The organism is Streptomyces canus, from assembly GCF_041435015.1.
Lineage (GTDB): Bacteria > Actinomycetota > Actinomycetes > Streptomycetales > Streptomycetaceae > Streptomyces > Streptomyces canus_G.
Window position 1 is genome coordinate 10,266,705 of record NZ_CP107989.1, and the last position, 25,221, is coordinate 10,291,925.

General features: G+C 67.7%; 26 protein-coding genes and 2 pseudogenes. 17 read left to right on the top strand and 11 right to left on the bottom strand.

The features are described 5' to 3' along the window. Positions 1–125: 125 nt before the first annotated feature. Positions 126–848, bottom strand: a complete 723-nt coding sequence (locus tag OG841_RS46800) for a TetR/AcrR family transcriptional regulator C-terminal domain-containing protein (protein WP_328635765.1) — start codon at positions 846–848, stop codon at positions 126–128. 453 nt (positions 849–1,301) lie between these two features. On the opposite strand from OG841_RS46800, the gene OG841_RS46805 reads away from it, so the two are divergent. The 3 genes from OG841_RS46805 (at position 1,302) to OG841_RS46815 (ending at position 3,793) form a co-directional block, all read left to right on the top strand. Next, positions 1,302–2,105, top strand: coding sequence for an enoyl-CoA hydratase/isomerase family protein (locus tag OG841_RS46805; RefSeq protein WP_328635764.1), 804 nt, complete (start codon positions 1,302–1,304; stop codon positions 2,103–2,105). 317 nt (positions 2,106–2,422) lie between these two features. Beyond that, a complete protein-coding gene (locus OG841_RS46810) occupies positions 2,423–2,710 on the top strand; it encodes a hypothetical protein (protein ID WP_328635763.1) in 288 nt (95 codons plus the stop codon). Positions 2,711–3,184: 474 nt separating this feature from the next. After that, positions 3,185–3,793, top strand: coding sequence for a VOC family protein (locus OG841_RS46815; RefSeq protein ID WP_329225549.1), 609 nt, complete (start codon positions 3,185–3,187; stop codon positions 3,791–3,793). 64 nt (positions 3,794–3,857) lie between these two features. On the opposite strand, the gene OG841_RS46820 is transcribed toward OG841_RS46815, so the two are convergent. Beyond that, positions 3,858–5,381, bottom strand: a complete 1,524-nt coding sequence (locus tag OG841_RS46820; RefSeq protein ID WP_365121483.1) for an AMP-binding protein — start codon at positions 5,379–5,381, stop codon at positions 3,858–3,860. 122 nt (positions 5,382–5,503) lie between these two features. Here OG841_RS46820 and OG841_RS46825 point away from each other — a divergent pair, with 122 nt between their 5' ends. From OG841_RS46825 to OG841_RS46850, 6 genes and pseudogenes are all read left to right on the top strand, one after another. Then, complete coding sequence (locus OG841_RS46825; RefSeq protein ID WP_365121481.1) at positions 5,504–6,703, top strand: CaiB/BaiF CoA transferase family protein; 1,200 nt, start codon at positions 5,504–5,506, stop codon at positions 6,701–6,703. Then, a complete protein-coding gene (locus OG841_RS46830; protein WP_371570407.1) occupies positions 6,700–7,590 on the top strand; it encodes an enoyl-CoA hydratase/isomerase family protein in 891 nt (296 codons plus the stop codon). The genes OG841_RS46825 and OG841_RS46830 overlap by 4 nt, the downstream gene beginning before the upstream one ends. Continuing rightward, positions 7,587–8,801, top strand: a complete 1,215-nt coding sequence (locus tag OG841_RS46835; protein ID WP_328635758.1) for a hypothetical protein — start codon at positions 7,587–7,589, stop codon at positions 8,799–8,801. The genes OG841_RS46830 and OG841_RS46835 overlap by 4 nt, the downstream gene beginning before the upstream one ends. 11 nt (positions 8,802–8,812) lie before the next feature. Then, a complete protein-coding gene (locus OG841_RS46840) occupies positions 8,813–9,805 on the top strand; it encodes an MDR family oxidoreductase (protein WP_328974861.1) in 993 nt (330 codons plus the stop codon). A 63-nt stretch (positions 9,806–9,868) separates the two neighbouring features. Then, positions 9,869–10,348 (top strand): annotated as a pseudogene (locus tag OG841_RS46845) (hydroxymethylglutaryl-CoA lyase); the annotation flags it as partial. Between the two features lie 29 nt (positions 10,349–10,377). Further along, positions 10,378–10,809, top strand: a complete 432-nt coding sequence (locus tag OG841_RS46850) for a hypothetical protein (RefSeq protein WP_371571033.1) — start codon at positions 10,378–10,380, stop codon at positions 10,807–10,809. A gap of 17 nt (positions 10,810–10,826) precedes the next feature. Here the strand turns inward: OG841_RS46850 and OG841_RS46855 are convergent, their stop codons facing one another. Continuing rightward, positions 10,827–11,237 (bottom strand): transposase, encoded by a 411-nt coding sequence (locus OG841_RS46855; protein WP_371570410.1) that lies wholly within the window; start codon positions 11,235–11,237, stop codon positions 10,827–10,829. A gap of 24 nt (positions 11,238–11,261) precedes the next feature. Between OG841_RS46855 and OG841_RS46860 the strand changes: the two genes are divergently transcribed. Beyond that, complete coding sequence (locus tag OG841_RS46860; protein ID WP_365121477.1) at positions 11,262–12,020, top strand: CaiB/BaiF CoA transferase family protein; 759 nt, start codon at positions 11,262–11,264, stop codon at positions 12,018–12,020. 12 nt (positions 12,021–12,032) lie between these two features. Further along, positions 12,033–13,661 carry an FAD-dependent monooxygenase gene (locus OG841_RS46865; protein WP_328635753.1) on the top strand — a complete coding sequence of 543 codons (1,629 nt, stop codon included), beginning with the start codon at positions 12,033–12,035 and terminating at the stop codon, positions 13,659–13,661. Between the two features lie 410 nt (positions 13,662–14,071). Here the strand turns inward: OG841_RS46865 and OG841_RS46870 are convergent, their stop codons facing one another. After that, positions 14,072–14,293: a TetR/AcrR family transcriptional regulator gene (locus OG841_RS46870; protein ID WP_371570417.1), complete on the bottom strand. Its 222-nt coding sequence runs from the start codon at positions 14,291–14,293 to the stop codon at positions 14,072–14,074. A gap of 344 nt (positions 14,294–14,637) precedes the next feature. Here OG841_RS46870 and OG841_RS46875 point away from each other — a divergent pair, with 344 nt between their 5' ends. Beyond that, on the top strand, positions 14,638–15,369 hold the full coding sequence (locus OG841_RS46875) for a MaoC/PaaZ C-terminal domain-containing protein (protein ID WP_328635752.1): 732 nt from the start codon (positions 14,638–14,640) through the stop codon (positions 15,367–15,369). A 104-nt stretch (positions 15,370–15,473) separates the two neighbouring features. Here the strand turns inward: OG841_RS46875 and OG841_RS46880 are convergent, their stop codons facing one another. After that, positions 15,474–16,721, bottom strand: coding sequence for a winged helix-turn-helix domain-containing protein (locus OG841_RS46880; protein WP_371570420.1), 1,248 nt, complete (start codon positions 16,719–16,721; stop codon positions 15,474–15,476). 434 nt (positions 16,722–17,155) lie between these two features. Here OG841_RS46880 and OG841_RS46885 point away from each other — a divergent pair, with 434 nt between their 5' ends. Then, positions 17,156–18,640 carry a class I adenylate-forming enzyme family protein gene (locus OG841_RS46885; protein ID WP_371570423.1) on the top strand — a complete coding sequence of 495 codons (1,485 nt, stop codon included), beginning with the start codon at positions 17,156–17,158 and terminating at the stop codon, positions 18,638–18,640. Between the two features lie 287 nt (positions 18,641–18,927). Continuing rightward, the gene (locus tag OG841_RS46890) at positions 18,928–19,269 is read left to right on the top strand and encodes a hypothetical protein (protein WP_329225526.1); all 342 of its coding nucleotides are present in this window, start codon (positions 18,928–18,930) and stop codon (positions 19,267–19,269) included. Positions 19,270–19,966: 697 nt separating this feature from the next. On the opposite strand, the gene OG841_RS46895 is transcribed toward OG841_RS46890, so the two are convergent. From OG841_RS46895 to OG841_RS46905, 3 genes are all read right to left on the bottom strand, one after another. Continuing rightward, on the bottom strand, positions 19,967–20,887 hold the full coding sequence (locus OG841_RS46895; RefSeq protein WP_365121469.1) for an SDR family NAD(P)-dependent oxidoreductase: 921 nt from the start codon (positions 20,885–20,887) through the stop codon (positions 19,967–19,969). Between the two features lie 94 nt (positions 20,888–20,981). Then, a complete protein-coding gene (locus OG841_RS46900) occupies positions 20,982–21,395 on the bottom strand; it encodes a Zn-ribbon domain-containing OB-fold protein (protein ID WP_365121466.1) in 414 nt (137 codons plus the stop codon). 13 nt (positions 21,396–21,408) lie between these two features. Then, complete coding sequence (locus OG841_RS46905; RefSeq protein WP_329225520.1) at positions 21,409–22,254, bottom strand: enoyl-CoA hydratase/isomerase family protein; 846 nt, start codon at positions 22,252–22,254, stop codon at positions 21,409–21,411. A gap of 56 nt (positions 22,255–22,310) precedes the next feature. On the opposite strand from OG841_RS46905, the gene OG841_RS46910 reads away from it, so the two are divergent. The 3 genes from OG841_RS46910 (at position 22,311) to OG841_RS46920 (ending at position 23,689) form a co-directional block, all read left to right on the top strand. Beyond that, entirely contained in the window at positions 22,311–22,742 is a 432-nt protein-coding gene (locus tag OG841_RS46910; protein WP_266531833.1) for an FAS1-like dehydratase domain-containing protein, read from the top strand. Next, a complete protein-coding gene (locus tag OG841_RS46915; RefSeq protein ID WP_266531832.1) occupies positions 22,739–23,170 on the top strand; it encodes a MaoC/PaaZ C-terminal domain-containing protein in 432 nt (143 codons plus the stop codon). Before OG841_RS46910 ends, OG841_RS46915 begins: the two co-directional genes overlap by 4 nt. Positions 23,171–23,425: 255 nt before the next feature. Beyond that, on the top strand, positions 23,426–23,689 hold the full coding sequence (locus OG841_RS46920; protein ID WP_328635745.1) for a hypothetical protein: 264 nt from the start codon (positions 23,426–23,428) through the stop codon (positions 23,687–23,689). A 262-nt stretch (positions 23,690–23,951) separates the two neighbouring features. On the opposite strand, the gene OG841_RS46925 is transcribed toward OG841_RS46920, so the two are convergent. From OG841_RS46925 to OG841_RS46935, 3 genes and pseudogenes are all read right to left on the bottom strand, one after another. After that, entirely contained in the window at positions 23,952–24,200 is a 249-nt protein-coding gene (locus tag OG841_RS46925) for a hypothetical protein (RefSeq protein WP_266531831.1), read from the bottom strand. 16 nt (positions 24,201–24,216) lie between these two features. Continuing rightward, a pseudogene (locus tag OG841_RS46930) lies at positions 24,217–24,633 on the bottom strand (transposase); the annotation flags it as partial. After that, positions 24,522–25,145, bottom strand: a complete 624-nt coding sequence (locus OG841_RS46935; RefSeq protein ID WP_371570428.1) for a transposase family protein — start codon at positions 25,143–25,145, stop codon at positions 24,522–24,524. The pseudogene OG841_RS46930 and the gene OG841_RS46935, both read right to left, overlap by 112 nt. Positions 25,146–25,221: the final 76 nt, after the last annotated feature.

A 25,221-nucleotide genomic window follows, 5' to 3' on the forward strand; every position in this document is an offset into this window, starting at 1 on the left:
TGATCGCGGCCATCCCGCGTGATGCGGGCCAGCCGCGGGGAGCGGTTGCCGGGGGTGCCCGCTGTGCTTAGATCAGCCGAGGATTGACCGCGCGCAGGTCCGTCCGGCTGTCCTGAGCGCTCGGTCTATCGGTCGGCCTGGGCCGCGGATCGGCCCGCGCCCCGCCGGGCGTCCTTGTGCTCGGTGAGTCGGCCGCGGAGGCCGTCGATGATGATGGACAGGCCGGCTTCGAAGTCCGCGTCGGTGGCGAAGCTGTCGCTCAAGTACCTGGCCACCTCGGTCATGGCCGGGAGGTCCCCGCGGGCCGTGGAAATCTCGAAGGAGTTGGAGGTGTCCCGGTCCTGTGGCTTGCCCGCCATGGCATGCAGCCGCTCCTGCAGGACGCAGCCCCGGGTGTAGACGGACAGCGTCATGTACGCGCGCGCCGCCTGCTCGGCCGAGAAGCCGGCCTTCCGTAGCACGCCGATCTCACGGTCGAGGCGGGCGATGTATCTCACCATTGCCTGCTCGGACTGCATGGGCGAGCGCAGGATGATGAGGTCGCACAGGACCGGGTTCTCCAGGAAGATGCGGCGGAAGGTGCGGAAGTACTCGCGCAGGTGCTCGTCCCACGGGTACTCCTCGAACTCCGGGAGGAGCTCGTAGAGCCGCCGTGCCGCCTCCTCGGTGAGCGCCTCGAAGAGCTCCTCCTTGCTGCGGAAGTACCAGGAGATGCTGGTGACCCCCACGCCCAGGTGGCGCCCCAGCCCGGGCATGCTCATCTCGTCGACGCTCTCCAGTTCCGCGAGCTCGAAGGCGCCCTTGATGATCTCTTCGCTGCTCAGTGAGCCGTGCGGTCGACGGGTCAACTCACCACCCCGAGTCCTCTTTGCCCCCCGCCCTTGGTGGCATGTCGGCGAGCCCCTCTCGTGCGCGTTACTGTCGCCCCTACCGGAACCATCGTAACGATCAACTCGCGAGTGGTGGGCGGGGTGGGGCGTAGTGGCCGGGCAGAGGTCGCTGTCGGCCTCGCTGATGACGAAGGCCCGTTCGGTCAGGCCGGGAGAAAACTGTGCGTCCACGAGGGAGTTCTGGGGTGGCGACAGACCTTCCCGATAGTTGTACCGTAAGACTTACGGCATACTCATTGGGAGACTTGGAGGAGGAGCAGATGATTCCTGAGAGGACGCCAAACTGCGATGCGTCCGGCGCTCGTCGCAGCGCCGGCCAGGAACGATCGAGCTCGATCCTCCCCGTCCGCGCACGTGTGAAGTGCCTGAGACCCCAGTGGTGCAGGGCACCCGTACGAAGGAGCACAGGTAGTGGTGGATGACACCTCAACGTCGGACGTCGAGGTTTCGGAGTCCGAAGGAATCATTAATGTGACGTTCTGCCGTGACGCAAAGCTGAACGCCATCACGCCGGCGATGTTCGATGCGCTCGACGCTGCCGTCACCCAGCTCGAACAGCGCGCTGACCTCAGAGTCCTGGTCATCCGCGGCCGCGGCCGGTACTTCACCGCCGGTCTCGACATCTCGACGGTCCGCGCGACGGTGGATCCAGGCGGCGACGCCTCGCGGAGCGGAAACGACTTTCGGCGCAGGTACCGGGCAGACGCTCGGCACGACCTGTTCGACCGGCTGGAGATGGTCGAGAAGCCGGTGATCATGGCTGCCAACGGGCCCTGCATGGGCATCGGCGTCGAAATGTCGGCGTCGTGTGACTTCCGGCTGGCGTCGGAGGCAGCCAGTTTCCGCCTGCCGGAAGTAGCAAAGCTGGCGGTGATTCCAGGCTCCGGCGGGATAAGCCGGCTGACGCGGTTGCTCGGAGCCCACTGGGCCAAGTGGCTGGTCATGACGGGCGCCTTGGTGGATGCCTCCGCTGCGACGGACATCGGACTGGTGCATGCCGTGTACCCGTCCGAGACCTTCGACCGCGATGTTGACGAGTTCGCACGCAAGCTGGCTGCGTTGCCGGCCGAGGCGCTCGGTCTGGCCAAGCTCGCGATCGACGCGGCGTCCGAGGTGGATCGGCGAACGGCCCGGGACATCGATCGCCTCGCGCAGACGATGCTGATGCAGTCCGAGTCCTTGCGGGCCGGCATTGATCGCATCGCCTCTCGGTGACCAGAGCTGGCAGCGTTGACGTCTTCGCGCAGGATACGGCGCGCATGGTTGTCGTTATGAGCCGGACCAGCAAGGAAGATCGCCTTGGGACTGACCGCCGGCCCGGTCCCGCCGCGGGCGGACGGAGGCGTCAAGGCCGGGCTGCTCACGCTGGCAGCGCACGCCCGTGCCGCTGCACGTGTTGCTGGACTGGGAGCGCGCCGCGATCGTCAAGCTGGCCGAGAGCTGGGCCGAGGTCGACCGCAGCCACCGCACGCTGGCCCATCGCCGTTCGCGGCTCGATCTGGTCTACGTCAGCGAGTCCACGGTGCTGTGGGATGCTCGCCGAGGGCGTCGTCCTGCCCGAACGCCCCACGCGGGGGCGCCGCGAGAAGCGGCCGTTCCCGGAGTGGGCCAAGCTCGTTCCCGGCGTGATATGGATCTACGACTTCATGCACTTCGGGGCGAGCAAACGCTGCGCGGTCGCAGTTATCAACGTGGTGTCCAGCAAGTGGCTGGCGACCGTGGTCTCCGCGCAGGAGTCCTCCACACAGGCCGAGGTCGCCTTCACCCCGCGCCCTCGTCGCCGAGGGCAAGGAGCACCTGCTCGACGAGGCGCTGCTTGACGAACTCGCGCACGGCGTCGTGTCGGACAACGACGAACGGGTACCGGTGATACTCGCGGTCTCGGACAACGGCCCGCAGATCGCCTCCACAGCCACCGCCCTGTTCATGGCCGGCGCTCGCATCGCCCAGCACTTCGGACGCCCCGGCACCCCGAACGACCAGTTGGGTAGTGAGAACCCCAACTGGTGCTTTTTCTCAGACGCACCTTGGTCGCGTGATCCGGGTCGCCGTCGGGTGAGGCGTGGAGGGCGCGATGGTCCGCCGGACCTCGCTGTCCGGGTGTTCACTCGGGATTCCTTGGTTCTCGCCGCTTTCGTTGCTGGTGGTCAGGCCGCCCCAGACCGGCAGCTGGCTCACGACCTGCTGCAGGTGGCAGCCGGATCACTCAAGCCTCGGGCAAGTGACATCCTTGAGACACGTCCATGGTGTGAGTGTGGAGTCGCAAGGACGTTCTCCGGAGAAAGGGCCATGTGATGTCTAACACTAGCCTTCAGCACCCAGGCCAGCCCGACATGCTCAGCCACCAGGCGTACGTGACCCACGACGTCGAGGCGACGGTGGAGTTCTACGAGAAGATCATGGGAATGCCGTTGGTCGACAGCGTGATCGGCGACAAGGTGCCCAGCACCGGCGATGACTTCCCCTACTTCCACGTCTTCTTCCGCCAAGGCGACGGCTCGACGATCGCCTTCTTCGAGGCGCCGGGCTTGCCCAAGGCCAACCCCAAGGGCCACCCCGCGTACGACATCTTCGACCACCTGGCGCTGCAGGTCGACAGCAAGGAGCGCGTCGAAGCCTGGAAGGAGTGGCTGAACGCCAACGGCATCTCCACGGTCGGCCCGATCGACCACGAGATCGTCTACAGCATCTACTTCCGTGACCCGGTCAACGACCTGCGCCTGGAGATCACCACGCCCCTCGACCCCAAGTGGAACGATAACGCTGCCGTGGCCCAGCAGGAGCTGAAGGCCTGGATCGAGGTCAAGCACAAGGCGGCGGAGCGGAACGAGGACGTCGCCGAGGCGGTGATGAAGTTCATTCAGGTCTACCGGAACGAATCGCACGGCAACACCCCGGCCTGAGATCCGCCGAATGAAGAGGGGCCACCGCGGGCCCCTCTTCTGCTTGCCTCAGCCGTGCGGCCCGTCAGGCCGGCAGGCTCCCCTTCAGCCGGTGCTTCTGGATCTTGCCGACGGGCGTGCGCGGCAGTTCGCGGACCAGTTTGACGCTGTCGGGGACCTTGAACTTCGCGAGCCGCTCGCGGCAGAAGTCGAGGATCTCGTCCGGGGTCGCCTCTGCGCCCTGGCAGAGCACGACGAACGCGACCAGCGCCTCGTCGCGCATCTCGTCGGGAACGCCGACAGCGGCGGACTCGAAGACGGCGGGGTGCTGATCGATCACCGCCTCGACCTCGCTGCAGGCGACGTTCTCGCCGGCCCGCTTGATCATGTCCTTGGCCCGGTCCACGAAGATGACGAACCCGTCGGAGTCCGTGGCGGCCACGTCTCCGGTGTGCAGCCATCCGTCGACGAGCGTCGACGCGGTGGCCTCCGGGTTGGCGAGGTAGCCGGCCATCACGTCGAATCCGGGATTGGCGCCGACGAGCAACTGCCCGGGAGTGCCGAGCGGGACGTCGTTGCCCTGGTCGTCCACCAGACGAATGCGTGCGCCGGCGACCGGCCTGCCCATTGCCTGGGAGTTCCGCGTGCCGAGCAGCGGGTTCATCAAGGGCGGGAAGACCGTCTCGGTCATGCCGTAGAGCTGAAGCAGATCGACCCCGAACCGCTTCTGGAACTCCGTGACCTGGGCGGCGGAGACGTTCTGCGCGAAGATCACGACGCGCATCTGGTGCATGTGGTCGGCATCGGAGACCGACTGAGCGAGCAGCATCCGGATCGGAGCGGCGAAAAGGCTGGCGACCGTCGCTCCGGTGGCCAGCGCCTGCTCCGACCATCGGCTGGCACTGAACCGGGGGGTGAGCGCCACAGAGGCTCCGGAGACGAAGGCCGACATGGTCGAGTAGTACTGCGCGTTGCCGTGGAAGAGCGGCAGGACGATGAGGTTGCGGTCGTAACGACGCAGCCGCAAGTGACCGGCGACGACGTCTCCGGCGTTCAGGTACGCCGCGTGGGTCACCATGACACCCTTTGGGCGGCTGGTAGTGCCGGAGGTGTACATGATGGCCGCGAGCGTGCCGCCGTCGGTGCGACGGAGGTCGACTGAGTCCCAGTCGGCGAAGGTGTCGCTGACGTGCCACGCGTGCTCGACGTCGATGATCGTCCGGGCGCCGGCGGCGCGGGTCGTGTCGGCCAAGTCGGCCTGGGTCACGACGACTTCGCATCCCGCGTGGTCGACCACGTAGCGCAGTTCGTCGGCGGTGAGCAGTGGATTGGTGGGCACGATGGCTGCGCCAAGGAGCGCGGCGCCGAACCACACGTCGTAGAACTCGGGACAATTGGTCAGGTGGACGCCTACCTTGTCGCCGGCCCGCACGCCGTGCGAGGACAGCAGCTCGGCGGAGGAAAGCGCCCGCGCGGCCATCTGCCCCCACGTGGTGGTCTCGACCAGTCCGGGACCTCGCTCGTAAGCGAGGAAGGGCGCGTTGGGCTGCAGGTGGGCGAATTCCTTGAGCACCGAGCCGAGTGTCCGGTGACTGTGAGCCATTGTCATAAGGGGAACCGTAGGCCGATGTGCCTGTCGAATGGATGCCACTTCGGGACCGCTCTCTCGGACACCCAATCGACATCTATTCGCACCTACGCTGAGGACGTCCCGCCTGGGATCGGCATGAATTGGAGGAGCAGGTGGAGTCTGCGCTGGCAGGAATCCGCGTCGTCGACATGAGCGCCACGGTGATGGGGCCGATGGCGAGCCAGCTACTCGGCGACCACGGCGCTGACGTCATCAAGGTCGAGTCACCGGCTGGTGACACGACACGGAGTATTCCGCCGATGCAGCACCCCAAGATGGGCTGCACATTCCTGCAGCTCAACCGGAACAAGCGCAGTGTTGTGCTCGACCTCAAGATCGAGCGGCACATGGAGGCGATGCGCGACCTCCTCGCCAGCGCCGACGTGTTCATGTATTCGGTGCGCCCGCAGGCGATGGCCCGGCTCGGCCTGGGGCCCGAGGACCTCGCCGAGCTCAACCCCAAACTCATCTCGGTCAGTCTCGTCGGTTTCGGCGAGGGCGGCCCCTATGCCGGCCGACCAGCGTACGAGGACCTCATCCAGGGCCTCACCGCCGTGCCCTCCCTGCTGGCCCGCACGGGCTCGCCGGAGCCCGGCTATGTGCCCACTTCGTTCAACGACCGCGGCACGGGTCTGTACGCTGCGCACGCCATCATGACCGCCCTGTTCCACCGCGAGCGGAGCGGGGAGGCCCAGCACGTCGAAGTGCCGATGTTCGAGTCGATGGCCCAGTTCGTGCTCGGCGACCACATGGGCGGCATGGCCTTCGAGCCGCCCATGGGTCCGCCTGGATACCCGCGCACACTCACCGCCGAACGGCGCCCCTACCAGACGGCTGACGGCTACGTATGCGCGATCATCTACACCGACAACCACTGGCGGTCCTTCGGGGAGCTCGTCGGGCGGCCGGACCTTCTCGAGGACCCGCGCTTCGCCGACTTTGGCGCTCGCACCACACACGCCGATCACACGTACGCCTTCGTGCGCGAGCAGCTGGCCGCGAGGACCACCGCTGAGTGGCTAGGGGTGTTCGAGAAGGCCGATATCCCGGCCACGCCGCTGCACACCCTGGAATCGATTTTCGACGACCCGCACCTGAACGCGGTCGGCTTCTTCCAGGCGACGGAGCATCCCACGGAGGGCCCGCTGCGCACGGTGCGCGGTCCGGTCGGCTGGTCCAAGACGCCTCCGGGCCTCCGCCGGCACGCGCCGCAGCTGGGCGAGCACACCGTGGACGTCCTCGTCGAGTTGGGCTATGGCAAGGACGACGCTGCGAAGATCAAGAGGGAAGGCGGGCGGTGACTGCCCTGACCAGCTCTGAGAGCGACTCCGGCTACGCCCATGTCGCGTATCACGTCGAGGACGGGGTCGCCCACGTCCGCCTCAACCGGCCCGACAAGCTCAACGTCCTGGGCTTCGGCCCGGACGGCAGCCGGGCCGAGATCCTTGCCGCCCTGCAGCGTGCGGACGCCGACGCGTCCGTCGGGGCGATCCTCGTGAGCGCGGAGGGCCGGGAGTTCTGTGCCGGCGGTGACCTGACCGGGGCGCCGCCGACCGACAGACCGTACGACGTCACGGAGATGGTTGCAGAGGTCGACCGGTTCCACGCCGGCATCCGAGCCGTCCGCAAGCCGATCGTCGCGGCCGTGCACGGCCTGTGCCTGGGGGCGGGCCTGGGCTTGCTTGCCCAGTTCGACCTCGTCGTCGCGGCCGAGGACGCCCGCTTCGGTCTCGTGGAGGGCCGTATCGGCCACCCGGGCGCCACTGAGCTGGTGCCGCTGATCGGGCCGGCGTGGGCGAAGTTCCTGATCCTCACCGGAGAGCTGATCGGCGCCTCCGTGGCCGAACGGATCGGGCTCGTCCTAGCCGTGGTCGCACCCGACGCGCTGTCGGTCCGGGCGGGTGACCTCGCCGCACGGATCGCGGCGACGCCCCGGGAAGCGGCGATCCTCAACAAGGCCGCGGTCAACGCAACCGCGGATGCCATGGGGCGTGCCGACGGCCGCGCGGCCGGGCGTACCCGTGACGTGGTGACCGTCTCGAACGCCCGCTACGCCGAAGCTCCTGATGGCCGGCGCTTCGCCGACATTCTGGCCACGGAGGGCGTGACCGGACTCAAGGCGGCCCGCGACTCCCAGTTCACCGGGAGCTGGCTGCCGACTCCGACGAGTATGAAGGAAGACCAGTGATCCTCGACGTTCTCCAAGGGGACTTGCAGTACCAGTACATCGCTCTCGACTACCCCGAGCAACGCTCCTTCAACGAGGTGTACGGCTACGCCGGCAGCCAGGGCATGGTCCACGTCGAGGGCGTGTTGCTCAAGCCGCGCACCGGCACCTCGAAGACCGTCTTCTTCTTCATGCATCCGGTCACCCCGATGGACGTGCTGCCCGTGCCGCGGAGCCTGGCCGAGTCGGGTGTGCACGTGCTGTGCGGACGCACCCGATATTTCAAGAACGACGCGGCCCTGATCTTCGAGAAGACGCTGCTCGACTTCGGCGCCTGGATCCGCTACGCCAAGGAGCAGCTCGGCTACGAGAAGGTGGTGCTGGTCGGGTGGAGCGGTGGTGGCTCGTTGTCGATGTTCTACCAGTCGCAGGCCGAGAATCCCACGATCGTGGATACGCCGTACGGCGACCCGGTCGATGTCGTCGGTGCCGGGCTCATTCCCGCCGACGCTGTGGTCTTCCAGGCCGCGCACGCCTCCCGGGCGCGGGTGCTGCTGGAGTCCCTCGACGCCTCGGTGCGCGATGAGCTCAACCCCGAGGACCGCGACCCGCACCTGGACCTCTACCGGCCCGAGAACCTGGCCAGTCGGCCCTACAGCGCAGACTTCGTCGCGGAGTACCGTGCCGCCCAGCTGTCCCGGATGCGCCGTATCACGGCGACCGTGCGTGAGCGCCTCGAGATGCTCGAGAACCGCGGTGGCAAGGAGATCGAGGGTGCCTTCGTCGTCCACCGGACCGAGGCCGACCCGCGCTGGCTCGACCCGACCCTGGAGCCCAACGACCGTCGGCCGGAGTGGTGTTACTCCGGTGATCCCGAGACGGTTAACACCGGACCGGTCGGCGTCGCGCGGTTCTGCACGCTGCGCTCGTGGCTGTCGCAGTGGTCCATCGACGACACCCGCGCCAGGGCCGAGGTGTGTGCCGAGGACGTCACGGTGCCGTTCCTCACCATCGAGAACAGCGCCGACGACTGCGCCCCGGCGGCCCACGTCCATGAGGTCTTCGAGGCGGTCGCCAGCACCGACAAGGAGTACAAGGTCGTCCAGGGAGTCGACCACTACTACGCGGGCACCCCCGAACTGCTCAAGCAGGCAACCGAGCTGACCCTCGAGTTCGTCGCCAAGCGCGGCCTGCTCGACCTCTGTCCTCCGTCCCCCACCCGACTTCGCTGAAAGGCGCCGCAATGAACGAACCCTTCACCGCATTGGTCGTCGACGAGACCGACGGGAAGCGGGTATGCGACTTCCGCCAGCTCAGCCTCGCCGACCTGCCCGAATACGACACCCTGATCGAGGTCGAGTACTCCTCGCTCAACTTCAAGGACGGCCTCAACGTCTCCGGCGCCCAGAAGATTGCGCGGCGCACGCCCCTGATCGCCGGCGCCGACCTGGCCGGCACCATCGTGGAGACCACAGATGCCCAGTGGAGGGTCGGCGCCAAGGTCGTCGTCAACGGCTGGGGCATGTCGGAGACCGAGTCCGGTGGTTACACCCGCTATCAGCGGGTCAAGAGCGAGTGGCTCGTCGAGATCCCCGAGCCGTTCAGCACCCTTGATGCGATGGCGATCGGCACCGCCGGCTACACCTCAGCCCTGTGCGTCGACGCACTGGATGCCTGGGGCGCACTGGCCGGTGGCGATGTGCTCGTCACCGGCGCGGCCGGAGGCGTAGGGTCGGTCGCAGTCGCACTCCTTGCCGCGGTCGGAGTGCCCGTGGCGGCTTCGACCGGGCGCCCCTCCGCGCACGAGTTCCTCACGGGGCTGGGAGCCGGGACGATCGTGGACCGCAACAAGCTCCTCGAGCCCGGGCGCCCGCTGCAGAAGGAGTGCTGGTCCGGGGTAGTCGACACCGTCGGCGGTGTCACCCTCGTCAACGCGCTGTCGCAGACCGTTTACGGCGGCGCCGCTGCCGCCTGCGGGCTGGCCGGTGGCAGTGACCTAGTCGGCGCGACCGTGCTGCCCCACATCTTGCGCGGGGTTGCGCTGCTCGGCGTCGACTCCGTGATGGCCCCCCAGGCGAAGCGTAAGGCTGCTTGGAGCCGTTTGGCGCGCGACCTCAAGCCCGATGTGCTCGCATCGTTGTCCCGGGTTGAGCCGATGTCGGCGCTTCCGTCACTGGCGCCGCAGATCCTGCAGGGCCAGGTCCAGGGTCGCGTCGTCATCGACGTCACGGCTTGACGATGACAGGTTCGAGACATGGCCGCACGCGAACCGTCGGTGACACAGCGAGAGGGGCGGGGGATGCACGTTGAGATCGTCGAGGTCGGACCTCGCGATGGGCTCCAGAACGAGAAGGCGCTGCTGTCACCGGAGGACAAGGCCGAGTTGATTCGCCGCAGCGCCGCGGCGGGTCTTCGCCGGGTCGAGTCGGTGAGCTTCGTCAGCTCCAAGGCAGTTCCGCAGATGGCGGCCGCCGAGGAGGTCATGGCGCGAACTGAGCGGGTGCCCGGTGCTAGTTACAGCGGCCTGGTCCTCAACCCCCGTGGACTCACGCGCGCCATCGAGACCGGAATGGACGAGGTGAACGTCGTTCTTGTCGCGAGCGAGACCCTCAGCCAGCGCAACCAGGGCGCCACCATCGGGCAGATGGTCGGGCGCTGGCGCCAGATCGTCGCCGAGGCCAACGGCGCCGTTCCGCTTTCCGTCGCGATCGCAGCCGCGTTCGGCTGCCCTTTCGAGGGCGAGGTCGACCCCGAGCTGGTCGCCCGCCTCGCGGGAGAGGCGTACGACGGCGGCGCGGTGGAGATGAGATCTCCCTGGACGACTCGATCGGAGTCGGCGTACCGGCCCAGGTCCGCGACCTGGTGGAGCGGGTACGCAAGGCCGCCCCCGGCATCCCGCTGCGCGCGCACTTCCACAACACCCGGAACACCGGCTACGCCAACGCTTTCGCCGCGGCCGAGGCCGGGATCGAAGCGCTCGATGCCAGCACTGGTGGATACGGCGGCTGCCCGTTCGCCCCGAACGCCACCGGCAACATCGCCACCGAGGCCCTCGCCTACGGCTTCCATCGCTCCGGCATCGACACCGGTATCGACACGGCGACGGTCTGCGAAACGGCGACCTGGCTGAGCGGGCTCCTGGACAAGGCTCCCCCGGCCCTCCTCGGTCGTGCCGGATTCTTCCGGCCCGAAGACTCCCGGCAGACGCCGGTCATCTCCAGAGCAGGAGTCCCCGCGTGAGTTCCCTGAGTCAACCTCTATGCCGCACGAGGTGTGTCGGCGGCCGTGTTGATCTTGCTGTTGGCTTGGTGGATGGCGGGGTCGTAGCAGGTTCCGGTACGCCAGCAGGCCCACATCACCCGCAGCCAGGCGCGGGCCAGGATGTGGGTGGCGTGCGGGTGTCTCTTCTCGCGGGCTCGGGCGTCGTTGTAGATCTTGGCGGCCCAGTCGCTGCCGTGCTGGCTGCTGTCGGCGAAGGTCGTCAGGGCGACGCGGGCTCTGCGGTTGGTCGCGAAGCGGAAGGAGACCGTGCGGGCCTTGCCGGAGGCACGGGTGACCGGGACGACACCGGCCTCGGCGATGAGCTGTTCGCAGGACTGGGCCCGTTCCAGGATCGGACCGATCTCGCCGATGACCTGGCCGAGGCTGACCTTGCCGATGCGCGGCATGGTGGCGAACAGCGGTGCTTAGGGGTGGGTTTCCGCGGCTTCGGCGATGGACTTGTCCCGGCGACGCCACCGGCCCGAGTGAGCGTCTCGATCGGGGACGAACTCGCTGGCACCTTCGCGGCCCTTGGCACGCTCGTCGCGCTCCACCACCGGCAGAACACCGGCCGCGGGCAGGTCGTCGACGCATCCCTCTACGAGTCCGTGTTTGCGATGATGGAGGCGCTCGTTCCCGACTGGGAGGTCGGCGGCTACCAGCGCGAGCGGACTGGCTCGATCCTCCCGGGCGTCGCGCCGAGCAACGTCTACCCGGCGCTCGACGGGTCGGTGCTGATCGCCGGCAACCGCGACACGATCTTTCAGCGGCTTACCGAGGTGATGGGCCAGCCCGAGCTTGCCGCGGACCCGAGGTTCGCCACCCATGACGCGCGCGGTGCCAACTCCGAGGAGCTGGACCGGATCATCTCCGCTTGGAGCAGTCCGCAGGAATCCGGTCACCTCCTCGACGCGCTCCACGAGGCTGGTGTCCCCGCCGGACTCATCTACCGCGTCAAGGACATGCTGGAGGACCCGCACTTCAAAGCACGTGAGTCGATCGTCCGGCTCAAACACGACGTGCTCGGCGAATTCCCGATGCAGGGCGTCTTCCCGAAGCTCTCCGAGACGCCGGGGTCCGTCCGGGCCCTCGGTCCGGAGCTCGGCGAACACAACGCTGACGTCTACCGCGACCTGCTGGGCCTCAGCGACGACGAGGTCGAGGCGCTGCGGACCGACGCGATCATCTAGCGAGGAACCGTCATGAGCAAACGCATAGACACAGCCGTGATAATCGTCGGCGGGGGGCCCGTCGGCCTCACCCTCGCGTATGACCTCGGGCTCCGGGGCGTCCGGTGCGTCCTCGTCGAGGCCGACGCCGGGACCGGACTCGAGCTACTCGCCAAGGCAGGGACCTTCAACGAGCGGACCGTCGAGTACTTCCGGAAGATGGGCGTCGCCGACGACATCATCAACGCCGGGTTCCCGCTCGACTACCCCCGGGACACGCTCTACGTCACCTCGCTCAACGGCTTCGTGCTCGGCCGCGACCCGCTGCCCTCGGCGAAGGATCGCATACCGTTTCCCGAGACGAGGGAGATCCCCGCGCGCTGCCCGCAGTACGTTTTCGACCCGCTGATGGCCGGCAAGGTCCTCGAACTCGGCATGACGCAGGTCCTCTACGGCGCTGTCTGGCGCTCGATGTCCGAGGACGCCGAGGGCGTCACGTCGGTCGTCGAGGGCCCCGACGGCGAGCACCTAACGGTCCGCTCGAAGTACATCGTCGGATGCGACGGCGCCGGCAGCACCGTCCGCCGCGCAGCGGGCATCGCCTTCGAGGGCAACGATCTCGACTACTCGGTGAGCGCGATGATCGAGTTCGAGGCGCTCGAGGACCTGCACCCTCACGGCCGGGCCGAGCGCTTCATGTTTGTCGGCGAGGACGGGAAGACCTGGGCCAACATCACATCGGTCGACGGCCGGAAGCTATGGCGGATGACGCTCGTCGGCTTCACCGAGCGCCAGCAGCCCGACAGCAACGACTACGACGCAGCCATGCGCCGTGCCCTTGGCACCGACGAGGGCGACTGGACTCTGCACCGCGTGATGCCGTGGCGCCGCAGCCACTACACGGCCGAGCGCTTCGCGCAAGGACGGCTGTTCCTCGCCGGTGACGCCGCCCATACCACTTCGCCCACCGGCGGACACGGCCTCAATACCGGTCTCGGCGACGTCAGCGACCTGGCGTGGATGCTCCAGGCGCTCATCGAGGGCTGGGGTGGCAGATCGCTGATCGACGCCTACAACGCCGAGCGTCGGCCGGTGGCGATCCGCAACGGCAACTTCTCCAGTCGCAACTACGGCGCCTGGGTCGAGGAAGCCAAGTGGGACCGGCTCTTCGAGGACTCGCCCGAGGGGGAGAAGCAGCGCAGGGCGCTGGGGGACCAGATGAACGCCCGCCTGCAGCCCGAGTGGCACTCCTTCGGGGTGGCGATGGGCTATCGGTACGACGAGTCGCCGATCGTCGTCGGTGACGGGACGCCTCCGACTCCGGACGATGCCAGCGTCTATGTGCAGACCGCTCGCCCGGGGCACCGTGCCCCGTTCGTGCGGTTCGCCGATGGCACCGCCACCATCGACCTGCTCGACCGTGACGCCTTCACGTTGCTCGTTCTCGGCGACGAGCCCGCGTCGGCCGACATCGGTCGCGCGGAGGCAGCTGCGGCGGGTCTCGGCGTGCCGCTCACGGTCGTCCGAGTCAGCGAGCCGGCCGTCGCCGCGGCCTACGATCGACCGAGGGTGCTGGTGCGCCCCGACGGCATGGTGACCTGGCGCGGCGACGAGTTGCCCGCCCCCCGCGACCTGCTGCTGACGGTCACCGGCCGTGCCTGAGGTTCAGCACGCCCCAGTAGACGAAGGCGTCGATCATGTCCAAGGCATCGTCGCGCTGCTGTGGACGCCCTCGTCCGCTCAGGTCTGGATCTCGGCACCACGGTTGATGCCCACGAACATCAGCGCCGCGCCCACCGTCGGGCTGAACGGGTAGCCCGGTCCGTGGCGGTGAGGAGTGAGGCAAGGGCCGCCAGGATGCTGGAGAAGAGGTACCGAGCGAGGGCGGCGGCCGGCGTGGTCACTTGGCTCTTTGGGGTCGGCCCGACCCGCAGCGCACCGGCATAGCGGCGGTGCCAGGGAAAGCAGTGTCGGGGGAAAGCAGTTCGCGCATGACGCTGACGGTCGCGGACCGTGGGTCGGTGCCGTCGGCGAGGGCGTTCTCCGCGCGTTGGAGGATTGGGGCGAGGTCGTCACGGCGCGGTCCAGGATGACGAGGACAAGCGCATCCCCTGTGCGGGAAGTATTTGTAGAAGTTGGCCCGTGCATTGGCCCGCGCGCTCGGCGATGTCATCGACCGTCGCGGTGTTGTACCCCTTGCGTGACAGGACGTCGCGACCGGCCTCCACGAGCCGGTCGACCGCCGAGGTGGCCCCTTGAGGCCTCCGGGCCTCCACCTCGGGCAGGCTCGGCACGGTGTGGAGCGGCAGGAGTGACGCCCGCGATGGTGACGTCGACGAACGCTTCGGTGTGAGTGCGCGGGAAGACGAGCAGGTGCAGGCAGATCGTGAGGCCGTCGACCGCCTCCCTGCCTACTGGCCGGTCCGAGGAGGCCGCAGGACGAGTAGATCAGGATGCGGGCGGCGATGGGGGCGATCACGGTCGCGACGTTCCCAGTCTCCTCCGCGTTGACTCCGGCCTCGGTGAGCCGCACGGCGATGAGCCCGCGCACGCAGTCGAGGGAGGATCGGACTCGCGCGGTGTGCCCGCCCGGGCCCATGACCTCGGACCAACGTGTGATGATGCTCGAGTACCGCGCATGCATCCGCGCCCACTCGCCCGGCCACCAGCGTGGGGTCTCGAAACCGTCGGGCCTCGTCGAGCGGGCCGAGCCGCCGGGCGAGGGCGTCCAACTCGGCCAGGCACTCGTTTATGTGCTCGGAGAAGATCGCCATCGTGCCGTACTCGTACTGGTAGACCGTCGCCCGGGAGACGCCGATACGCGACGGGATCTCCTCGGGGAGACCGCCTCCACGCCGTGGCCGCGGAAGAGGGCCAGGGACTCCCGTCCGTACCCCTCGCGGCGTGGGTCCCTTCCTCGGTCGTCATCGGGTTCCTCACATGCGTGTCACGGGGTCGGGCGTCACGGGCTTGGCCGCGGAGGCCCGACGTACGCTCATCGGACGCGCCACCAGGATGGGGGAGCAGCAGCGACCACGATGGAGCTCGCCGCCAGGATCGAACTCGCGCGAGCGAGTTCGGACCTCTCGCCCTCACCGACTTCATGCGCTATGCCGACGCCTCGGGCGACTTCAACCCGATGCACCATGACAAGGACTTCGCCCGCAGCGCCGGGTATCCGACGGTGATCGCCCACGGGATGCTCCAGGCCGCCTTGCTGGCGACTTACGCAACCGGCCTACTCGGCGCCGCGACCGTGCACCGCTTCGGCGTTCGGTTCCGCTCTCAGGTCTTCTATGGCGACACCCTCAACTGCTCGGGAACCGTCGTTGCCGTCGAGGAGGGGCCGAGGGCGGCCTGGCCACCGTAGAACTGCAGCGAGGCAGCACACCGGCGAGTCGTGATCACCGGGACTGCCGACTTCTTCCTGGCGTGACCCGTGGATCACTGGGTCCAATGATCCCGGTGACAGCGTCAGATGGCGGCGAGCGTGCCGTCCGGCTCGCCCAGGTGGCGTGGAAACAGGCCGCTGAGAACGGCTCCGGCTGCCTCCAGCACTATGCACTGCAAAGGCGTGAAGGGGCTGTCGGAGCGTCTGACGAAGCCGACCTGGCCCCAGGTGCCATGGGCATCGGCCAGGGGAATCGAGAGGATCGAGGGTACTTCGGTTTCGGCCAAGCGCGTCAGCTTTACCGTCGCCGGATAACGGCGCTTGAACTTGGTGATGTCGACGACTCGCAGGATCGCCCGGGTGTTGAAGGTGTCGGCCGAGAGGTATCCGCCGTCTAGCGGCACGCCTGCCGCTACCGAGGTCTGCCACTCCTCCGGCATCCCGGCCTGCGCGACCAGATCCAGCAAGTTCGAGCCCGGGCGCCGGGCGAACACGGCCGCACCGTCACACAGGCTGTCGTCGGCCGCGAGGTCAACGAGGGCCCGGCATGCCTCAAGCCGGCTGTGGGTGGCGAAGAGCGACTGGATGAGCGTGCTCAGACGATCTTCCCAGGTCGCGACGTAGTTGCTGTCCTCCACGCCGGAGCCCTTCTTCTGATGGGCGGCCAGTTCCGTGACGGGCTGGTCGAAGCTGTACCCGATGCCGCGCGCCGCGCGGATGTAGCGACGCTCACCGGAGGCCTCCAGCTTCTTGCGCAGTCGGTTGATCTGCAGGCGCAGGGCGTTGCGGTCGTCTGTGTGCTTCCAGTCCCAGACCTCCTTGAGGATCTCGTGGTGCCGGATCGCGACGAAGGGCTGGCCCATCAGCACGCGAAGCAGGTCGAACTCGGTGGGGGTAAGGCTGACCTGCTGGCCGTCAACCGTGACTCTGCGAGCCAGCAGGTCGACCCGGAGGCCCGGGCTCTCCAGGAACCGCAACTCGGCCTGGTTCGGGATGGCTCGGCGCAGGAGCGCGTCGGTGCCGGCTCGCAACAGATCGCCGGAGTAGCCCTGCTCCAACACCAGGTCTGCTCCGGCGTTGAGCAAAGTGGGCTCGGACTGCGTGCCAGGCGACGACAGCGCGACCATGGGAGCCCGGGAGAGCGGCCTCAGAAGCGACACGGTGCCGATCGTCCACGGATCCGAGGTGCCGGCGACGAAGAGGAGTCCGAAGGTGCGCACCAAGACCAGCCACGATGCCCGCTCCAGGTCGGTGGTGCACACGCACTTCCAGCCGATGGCAGCCAAGGCGCTGGATGTGGCCGCGGCGCCGAGCTCTGTGTCCGCGACCACGAGGGCCGTTCCGCGGTGGCCGCCATTTGGCGCAGACGATCTAGTGGGCACGGTCGGGCCTAGCGGGGGCGCAGGGCGCGGATTGGTACGCCGGTCGTTGTGCACTGAAGCCTCCGCGAACTCGACGGTGAGTGGCGTGCGCCATAGCCAGTATGGCCATATCTGACAGCGTGTACAAGGATCTGCAGGTCGGAGACGACCGGCTGAGCCGGTGGTCTGAGCAACCGGGGTCTCGGTATGTGGGTTGAGCACCGACCGACATTCTTCGTACATGTAGGGGGGATGCCGAACTGCTGGCGAGGCTTCTCGCGCCCGGGCGCCCGTCCTACAGTGCCGAGGGGAGGAGCGCGGCTCGATAACTTCGTTCGGAGAGGAAGTTCATGCAGCATGAAACCCTCGTGGTGAGCGGCGAGTTCGACACCGTCGACCATCTGTTGGCGGCGGCGGCCGCCCAACAGGGGGAGCGCGACGCGTACGTCGGTCCCGACGATCGGATGAGCTTTGCAGAGTGGCATCTCCGCTCCGATCTGGTGGCGGAGGAGCTCCGCCGACGCGGTGTCGGCCGGGGCGACGTCGTGGCGCTCGTGATGCCCAACTCGTGTGACTTCGCCGTCGTGTTCGCGGCGATCGCGAAGCTCGGTGCTGTCACCACCGCACTCAACACTCGGCTCGGGCCCCAGGAGATGGAGGCGATCGCCCAGACATGCTTGCCACGGCTGGTGGTGCGTGATGGCACGCTGGCCAGCCCGCCGCTGCCCGGCGAGCCGCGGTCCCTCCTTCGCTCCGAGCTGGCGGGGATCTACGCTCGCGTGGCGGTCGACCCGCCGCGTGGCCAGTGCAACCCCGCCGAGCCGGTCGTGATCATGTGGACCAGTGGTACGACCGGGAACCCCAAGGGCCCCTACCTTGACCACCGCAACCTCAAGGCCGTCTCCGACGCTGCCGGACCGATGAGCACACCCGGTGACCGCAGACTGGTTCCCACACCATTCCCGCACGCCGGCTACATGGCGCGCCTGTGGGACCAGATCCACCACCTGACGACCGTGATCATTGGCGTGATGCCATGGTCGGTGGACTCCATGCTGCGGCAGATCGTCGAGGAGAGAGTCACGGTGATCGGCGCCGTACCGACCCAGTGGGAGAAGCTTGTTCAGTTTCCCGGCATCGACGAGCTCGACCTCGGCTCCGTCCGCGTGGGGCTCAGCGCGACCGCTCCCGCACGACCCGAGTTGGTGGAGCGGGTCAAGGAGGTCCTCGGCTGCCCGCTCGTGGTCCGCTATGCGATGACGGAGAGCCCGAGCATCGCCGGCACCCGACCTGAGGACCCGCCGGAGGTGCAATTCCGCACCGTGGGCCGCCCCCAAGTCGGCATGGAGGTTTCCGTGCTGGCCGACGAGGGGGAAGTCGGCATGGTCCGCATCCGTGGGGCCTGCGTGATGCGCGGCTACTGGAACGACCCGGCACGGACGGCGAAGGCATTCGACTCCGAGGGCTGGCTGCTGACGGGCGATCTCGGCTATCTCGATGCCGACGGCAACCTCGTGCTCACCGGCCGCTCCAGCGACATGTACATCCGCGGCGGCTACAACGTCTATCCCGCCGAGGTGGAGAGCCTGTTGGTCACCCACCCGAAAGTCGCCGATGTCAGCATCGTCGCTGCTCCGGCGCCGACTATCGGTGAGATCGGTGTTGCCTTCGTGGTGCCGGTACCCGGTGAGACGGTCACCTTGGATGAGTTGCGGGAGTTCGTACGACGAAACCTGGCCGACTACAAGGCGCCGGACGTTCTGCATGTTGTCCAGGAGCTGCCGGTGAACGCGATGCACAAGATCAATCGGAGCGCGCTGCGCGAGTTGGCGAAGGCCTCCGTGACCACCGAGACCGCCCCGGCATCTGCCGCCGGCGTGGGCCGCTGATCGACAGGAGGAGCAAGTAGTAAGAGTCGAACCACCCACAGCGGTCATCGTCGCGGATGCCCGCACGCGACGGGCCGGCTGCTCCGCGGTCTGTCCGGCTCGAGCCCGCCACCGATCTGGGTGGAATCGTGAACCGGCGGGAGAAGGCCAGGATAGGCGGGGACCAGGTCGACTACGTCGTCGTCGGCACGTCATCCAGGCCGGATGCGGGCAGAACACCGCTCGACGGTCGCCGTCAAGGGCGGTAACGCGATGATGATGCCGGCGGTGACACTCATCAAGGTTGCGTGGCCAGGGTGAAGGCGATCGCCACCGCCGACCAGATGATCCGTGTCCGGGAGCATGATGTCGTCGCTGTCGGCGGCATGCAGTCGATGAGCCAGGCCCCGCACCTGCTGTCGAAGTCCGGGACCGGCTTCAAGTACTGCTACACAATGGTGGTCGACACGATGGCCTACGACGCGCTCTTCGACCAATTCACCTACCAGGCGATGGATGAGGCAGGCGACGAGCCGACGCCACGTCTCGGGTGCGGCGTCGGTGGGCGCGCTCGGCGCGGAAGCCGTCGAGCATCAGGTACAGGTGGCGGCGCCATGCGTGCGGGGCGATCCCGTCGGGCGCCTCGATGATCCGGCTGTGGGACCAGATGACGAAGGGGAGGTCCTCGGGTACCAGGTCGGGTCGTAGGCGGCCCTGCTCTCGCGCCCGTTCGACGATGCGCACGCCGGGTCATGGATCCGGGTCTGCTGGCTGGCCAGGCAGACGTTCTCAGGCAGCCGGATCGAGGCGAATTCGTTGAAGCCCCGGTCGCGGGCCTGGAGTTCGCACATGGTTTCCAGGAACAGGGACAGCCCTTCCCACACGTCGTCCATGCTCAGGGCCTGTTCCGCGGCGGCGACCCAGATCGCGAGCTTGCGCCAGCGAAGACCTCCTGCACCAGGCACAGTTGGCGACCTGCTCCAGCGACGCCTGCATCATGCGGCCGGCGGCGACCACATCCGCTCCGGCGTGGCGTTCTCGCAGCTGAGTTACTGGGTCAGCGACCTGCCAGGCGCGGTGGTGGTGGCCTACGAGACCGGCCGACCGGCTTCGTACCTGTACCGGCACCTGACCGCAGCCGGGTTCGGGTGCGAGGTCGCAGCAAGCGGCCTTCCAATCGGTGAAGTTGATGCTGCGTAGGCAGTTTGTCCGCCCTGTTCCATGGAAGCCCACGGTTGAGCGAATTCGTCGACCGGACCTCCGTCGGGGGAGAACGAGCCGTGTCTTACCGACCGGTGGTCAGCAGGCTGCACCACCTCCGGTCACGGACCTTCTCCCACCGCGCGGTCAGCCGCTCAGCCGGAGTCCACGCGCTCGTGTCCCGAAGATCTCGGTGCCGAATACCTCACCGAGTCTGGTGGCATCCCAGCGCTGCTCGTTGCTGCAGGCGACCGCGTCCTCGGTCCATCCGCCCATGAGATAGATCTTGTCGCCGATTGCTCGGATGACCTGTCCGGAGATTTGGCTGGCCTGCTCGCTCGCGAGCCACGCGACGACAGGGGAGCAAAGGGAGGCGTCCAGGGGATCGAAGGAGTCCTCGGGACGTTCGTCCGGCTCGGGGACGACGTCATCCTTGCCGGACGCGGAGAGACGGGTAAGGCCACCGGGCCCGATCGCATTGACGGTCACTCCGATGCTTGCCAGTTCCAGACTGAGGGTGAGCGTCAGGCCTGCGATCGCCGACTTGGCGGTCGCGTAGTTCGACTGACCGAAGTGACCCAGGAGCCCGGCACCGGAGACCGTGTTGATGATGCGGCCGTACGTCGTACCCGTGGAGGCTTTGGCGTTCGTGCGCCATCGGCGGGCGACCGAACGGCACGCGAGCCACGTTCCGCGGACGTGCACGCGCATCACCAGGTCGAAATCGGTGACCGGCATGTTCCAGATGGCTCGATCCCGCACGATGCCGGCGTTGTTCACGAGGATGTCCACGCGCCCGTACTCCGTCCAAGCCCGTTCGACCAATGCCTCGACCTGGTCCTCGTCGCCGACATCGCCGTAGTCCGCGATGGCTCGTCCACCGCGTGACCGGATGATGTCGACGACAACGTCGGCGTCGCGGCCGGATCCGTCGCCGGAGATCGTCGTCCCGAGGTCGTTGACGACGACGGCCGCTCCTTGCTTGGCCAGTTCCAGGGCATGACCCCGGCCGATACCGTGCGCGGCTCCCGTGACGATGGCGACCTTGCCATCCAACAGTCCAGGCATGAGGTGGTGATTCTCCTTCTTGTCTTGTCACCTTGTGGTGACACGGCCGGTGTGGTCGCCAGCGTGCCGGTGATGCGGTGAGGACAGCGCGGACTCAGGCAGGTACGAAGACCGGAGCCGACAATGTCTCGTCGAGCGGCTCGGCCCGGACGGTCAGAGCCATCCCGATGTGGAGGTCCTCTGGAACGCAGTCCACGATGGTGGTCATCAACCGGGGCCCCTCCTCGAGCTCGACGAGGGCGGCTACGTACGGGACGCGATCGGCGAACGGCGGCAAGTCGTTGACATAGACCGTGGAGAACGTGTACAGCGAGGCGCGGCCACTGGCAGGACGGGGCTCGACGGCGCAGCTCCAGCAAAACGGGCAGAAGGGACGCGGGTAGTGGTGCACCCGGTCGCAGTCCGTGCAGTGGGCGATGAGTAGGACGCCACCATCGCGGATCGCGTCCCAGTATGGCTGTGTGTCCGGCTCTATGGTGGGCAGGTCCCGGCGGTCGGCACGAGTCACGAGAGATCCTTTCTCACACGCCACGGAAAACGGGCGCGCGATTCTCCAGAAATGCGGCCACGCCCTCCGTGGAGTCGATGGAGTGGCTCTGTGCCTCCTGCATCAGACCCTCGAAGGCGAAGGAGGACGCTCGATCCTGATCGAGGGCGACGTTGAAGAGGCGTTTGGTCAGCGCGAGTGCGGTGGTGGAGGCCGCGGCCAACCTGGTGGCCAGTGCGGAGACCGTGGATGCCAAATCGTCACCGGACACGACCCAATTGACTAGTCCGAGCCGCAACGCGTCCTCGGCCGGAAGACGGTCGCCGAGCAGGGCCAGTTCCTTGGCCTTGCGCATGCCGAGGTGACGAGTGAGCAGGTAGGCGCCGGCCGCGTCGACCGTGATGCCGCGCAGAACGAACGACTCGATGAAGACTGCTTCCTCCGTGGCGATCACGAAATCCGCCGCGAGGGCCAGGTGAGCTCCCATCCCCGCCGCCGCACCCTGGACGACAGCGATCACTGGCTTGTCGCAGTCCAAGACGGCAGCGATCAGCTGCTGGGCGCCGCCCATGATTCGCCTGCTGACCTCCCCGACAACCGTCTCGGCGTCTGTTCGGCGGAGGCCGGTGACGTCCGCACCGGTGCAGAAGTGCCGCCCCGCGGCACGCAGGACGACGCACCGCACGGCGGCGGTCTCGTGTGCGCTCTGGAGTAGCGCGATGACCTGCCGCCGGTCCGACGGTCGCAACGCGTTGCCCTTGGCGGCCCGGTCGAGGGTGATGGTCAGGATCCCATCCGACAGCTCCGAACGGATCGAAGCGTGCGCTGCCTCTTCGTCAACCACATCGGCCTGGGTGTCCACTGCCTGGTCGTCGTTCATGTCAGCTATTCTGGCATCATCGTCACTTACTAGGCAACCAATGAGGGAGAAACCGCGTGACTGAGGCCCCACATCTGACGCCACCGTCATTTGAGTTCCCTATAGAGCTCGGGGCGGTGCGAGCGTTCGTCCAGGCCATGGAGTCGGGAAACCCCGCTTTCGCGGGAGCTGCCCCGGTCGTTCCGCCGACCTTCCTGGTGACGTCGCACCGTTGGTCCACGAAGGAGAACCGGATCGACCATGGCATCCCGAGGGCCCGGCTCCTGCACGGCGGGCAGGAGTTCCGTTTCCACGGGGAACCTCCCCGGGTCGGCCACACCCTCACCGCCCGGGAGCAGCTCACCGAGCGTTACCAGAAGCAGGGCCGCCGCGGCGGCACGATGGAGTTCGTCACCGTGACGACCGAGTTCCACGACCAGTCGGGAAGGCTTGTCGCGGAGATGAGCGCGACCTACATCGGTACAGCGCCGAAGGGGGAGCACGCATGAACGTCGCCACACCGGAAGTCGGTCAGCGTGCCGAGCCACGTACCTACGGCCCCATCACGTCAGAGACGATCGTGCGCTACTCGGCAGCATCAGGAGACCTCAATCCGATGCACTACGACAAGGATTTCGCCCAGCAGGCCGGCTACCCGACCGTGTTCTCGCAGGGCATGAACTCCGCCGCGCTCCTGGGCTCCTTCCTCTCTGATTGGTTCGAGCCGGCCTGGATTCGGCGATTCGGGGTCCGGTTCCGAGAGTTGGTCTGGCCTGGTGATCTCCTGGAATGCTCGGGGGAGGTCGTCGCGGTCGCCGCGGTCGAGGGAGGTAGCGCCGTTACCGTTGAGCTTCGGCTTCGTCGTCAGTCGGGCGAGACAGCTCTCGAAGGCTCCGCGGACCTGTTCGTGCCGGAGTCCGCGGCGTCCACAAGCTGACCTACGGCGGACGCGGCGCCATCCGGACCGGGCGGCGCCGCGTCCCCCGCCTCGCTCGCCCAAGCGCAGTGTCTGTGACGGTGCCCGGCCTGCAGCCGTACCAGGCGGCTCGGTCCCATTGCCAAGCTGGACATACGTCATGCCGTGCTGCTTGGCCACGCCGGCAGGCACGTCGAGCGCTTCCCAGATCGCCTTGATGGTTCCCTGCACCGCGTCCGACCGGCGTGTGGCGATTGTCCCTGCCAGCGTCTCGGCATGGACCAGAGGTCCCTCACGGGCGGCCACCTCGCTGACCAGTCCCAGACCCATGGCCGTTCTGGCCCTGATCCGTTCGTCGTTGCCGACGGGGGCGCAGCGCAGCACGTCGCCCGGCGGGCGCGATGCAGCCTGCCGATCGGCTCCGGTGCCGAGACGATGCCGACGCCGGCATGCGGGTCGAAGAAGGTCGCCCCCTCCGAGGCGATGACGATGTCGGACTCATTGATGAAGTACATCCGGCCGCCTGCGGCCATGCCCTGAAAGGCGACAACAACACGCTTCCAGACGTTGGGCGCGTGGCCCGAGCCACTGACCCGGGTCCATCTGGTTGAAGATCGGCTCCTCCAACCACCTCGGTCCTTCATCGGGGTCGAGACCGGTGCAGAACGCTCGGCCGCCAGCCGCCCGGCACGACCGCGTGGATGTCTTTGTCTCCTCGGACCTCCGCCCAGGCAGCGGTCATGTCCAAGGTCATCTGCCGGTTAAGCCGTTCGAGCCGGTTGAGCGTGATCGCAGGGCTTGATCAAGCTCCGTAGCTGTCCGGATCGTTGGTGATGCCCAGGATGGGGAGTGCTCGGTGGGGCTCGTCGCGTATCGCCCGGGTGGTCTTGGCGATGTTGTCGGCGCCGAGGGTTTTCAGCACGCCGATGGCGAGGTTGCGGAGGGTCGCCAGGGCCCGTGGTGCGGTCCCGGCGTGGACGGTGGAGGCCTCCTCGGCGAAGGTGACGTCCCTGATGTGGTGCGAGGAGTTCGCTGGTGACGGCGTAGACACTCTCACGGGTCTCGCGCTTGCCGGTGGGCTTGCGGCGGCGGTGGACGCGGATGGCCAGGCGGGCGTGGGGAAAGGCGATTCCGCCGAGTTCGTCGGCGATACCGCAGGTCTTGACCGAGCGGGACTCGCGGCGTCCGTGTCCGGTCCCGGAGGCGGTGTGCTGGACTGCGATGGACTGCCAGGGCAGAGCGGCGAGTTGGGTGTAGGCGGTGGGCTGGTTGGTCTTGATCACGGCGATGTAGTGGGCCTTCTTGGTTTCCACCAGCCAGGAGATGTTCGCCTTGACCGAGTGCAGGGCGTCGAAGGTGACGACGGTGCCGGTCAGGTCCAGCGGTGCCAGCAGCGGCCGGAAGTGCGTGGTTTCGTTCGTCTTCGCGCCGACCTCCACCTGGGCGAGGGGCACGAGGGTGCCGTGGGTGACCGCGGAGAGCAGATGCCGGCGCGTCGCGGTGAGACGGGCTGATCCCTTGAGTGCTTTGCGTCGACGGCGATCGCGCGCGAGCGCCCGGACGCGGAGGGCGACGGCGCCTGGGCGGGTTGGGTGGCGGCCCGGTGCCGGTCGGCCAGGCAGGCGCCGACCGCCCGGTCCAGGGCGTCACCGTCAACAGCCCCCAGCACACGGCCGATCGTGGCCGACGCCGGAGCGCGCCGCCATCTGAGCAGGTGGCGGCGGATCCCGATCACTGTCAGGACTGCGTTCGAAGCACGCTGGCCCCACTCGGCGAGTTCATCGATGCTCCTCGCTCCCGAGACGGCCGCGCACGCACACACCAGCAGGATCGCTGTGAATGAGTACCACCGGCCCCGGCAGGCGCGCGGGTCGGGCACGGAATCGAAGTACGGGCGCAGGTCGGCAATCCGGCCGGTGTCCAGCGGCCCCAGTTTCACCAGCACGGCAGGGATGGGAGAGGATGCAGCAGCAGGCACGGGCCACCTCATGATCATCGGGCTTAGACGCCACAATGATCACGAAGCCCGTACCTGCTCTGCTATGCGCCCCAACCGGTCACAACCCGATCAG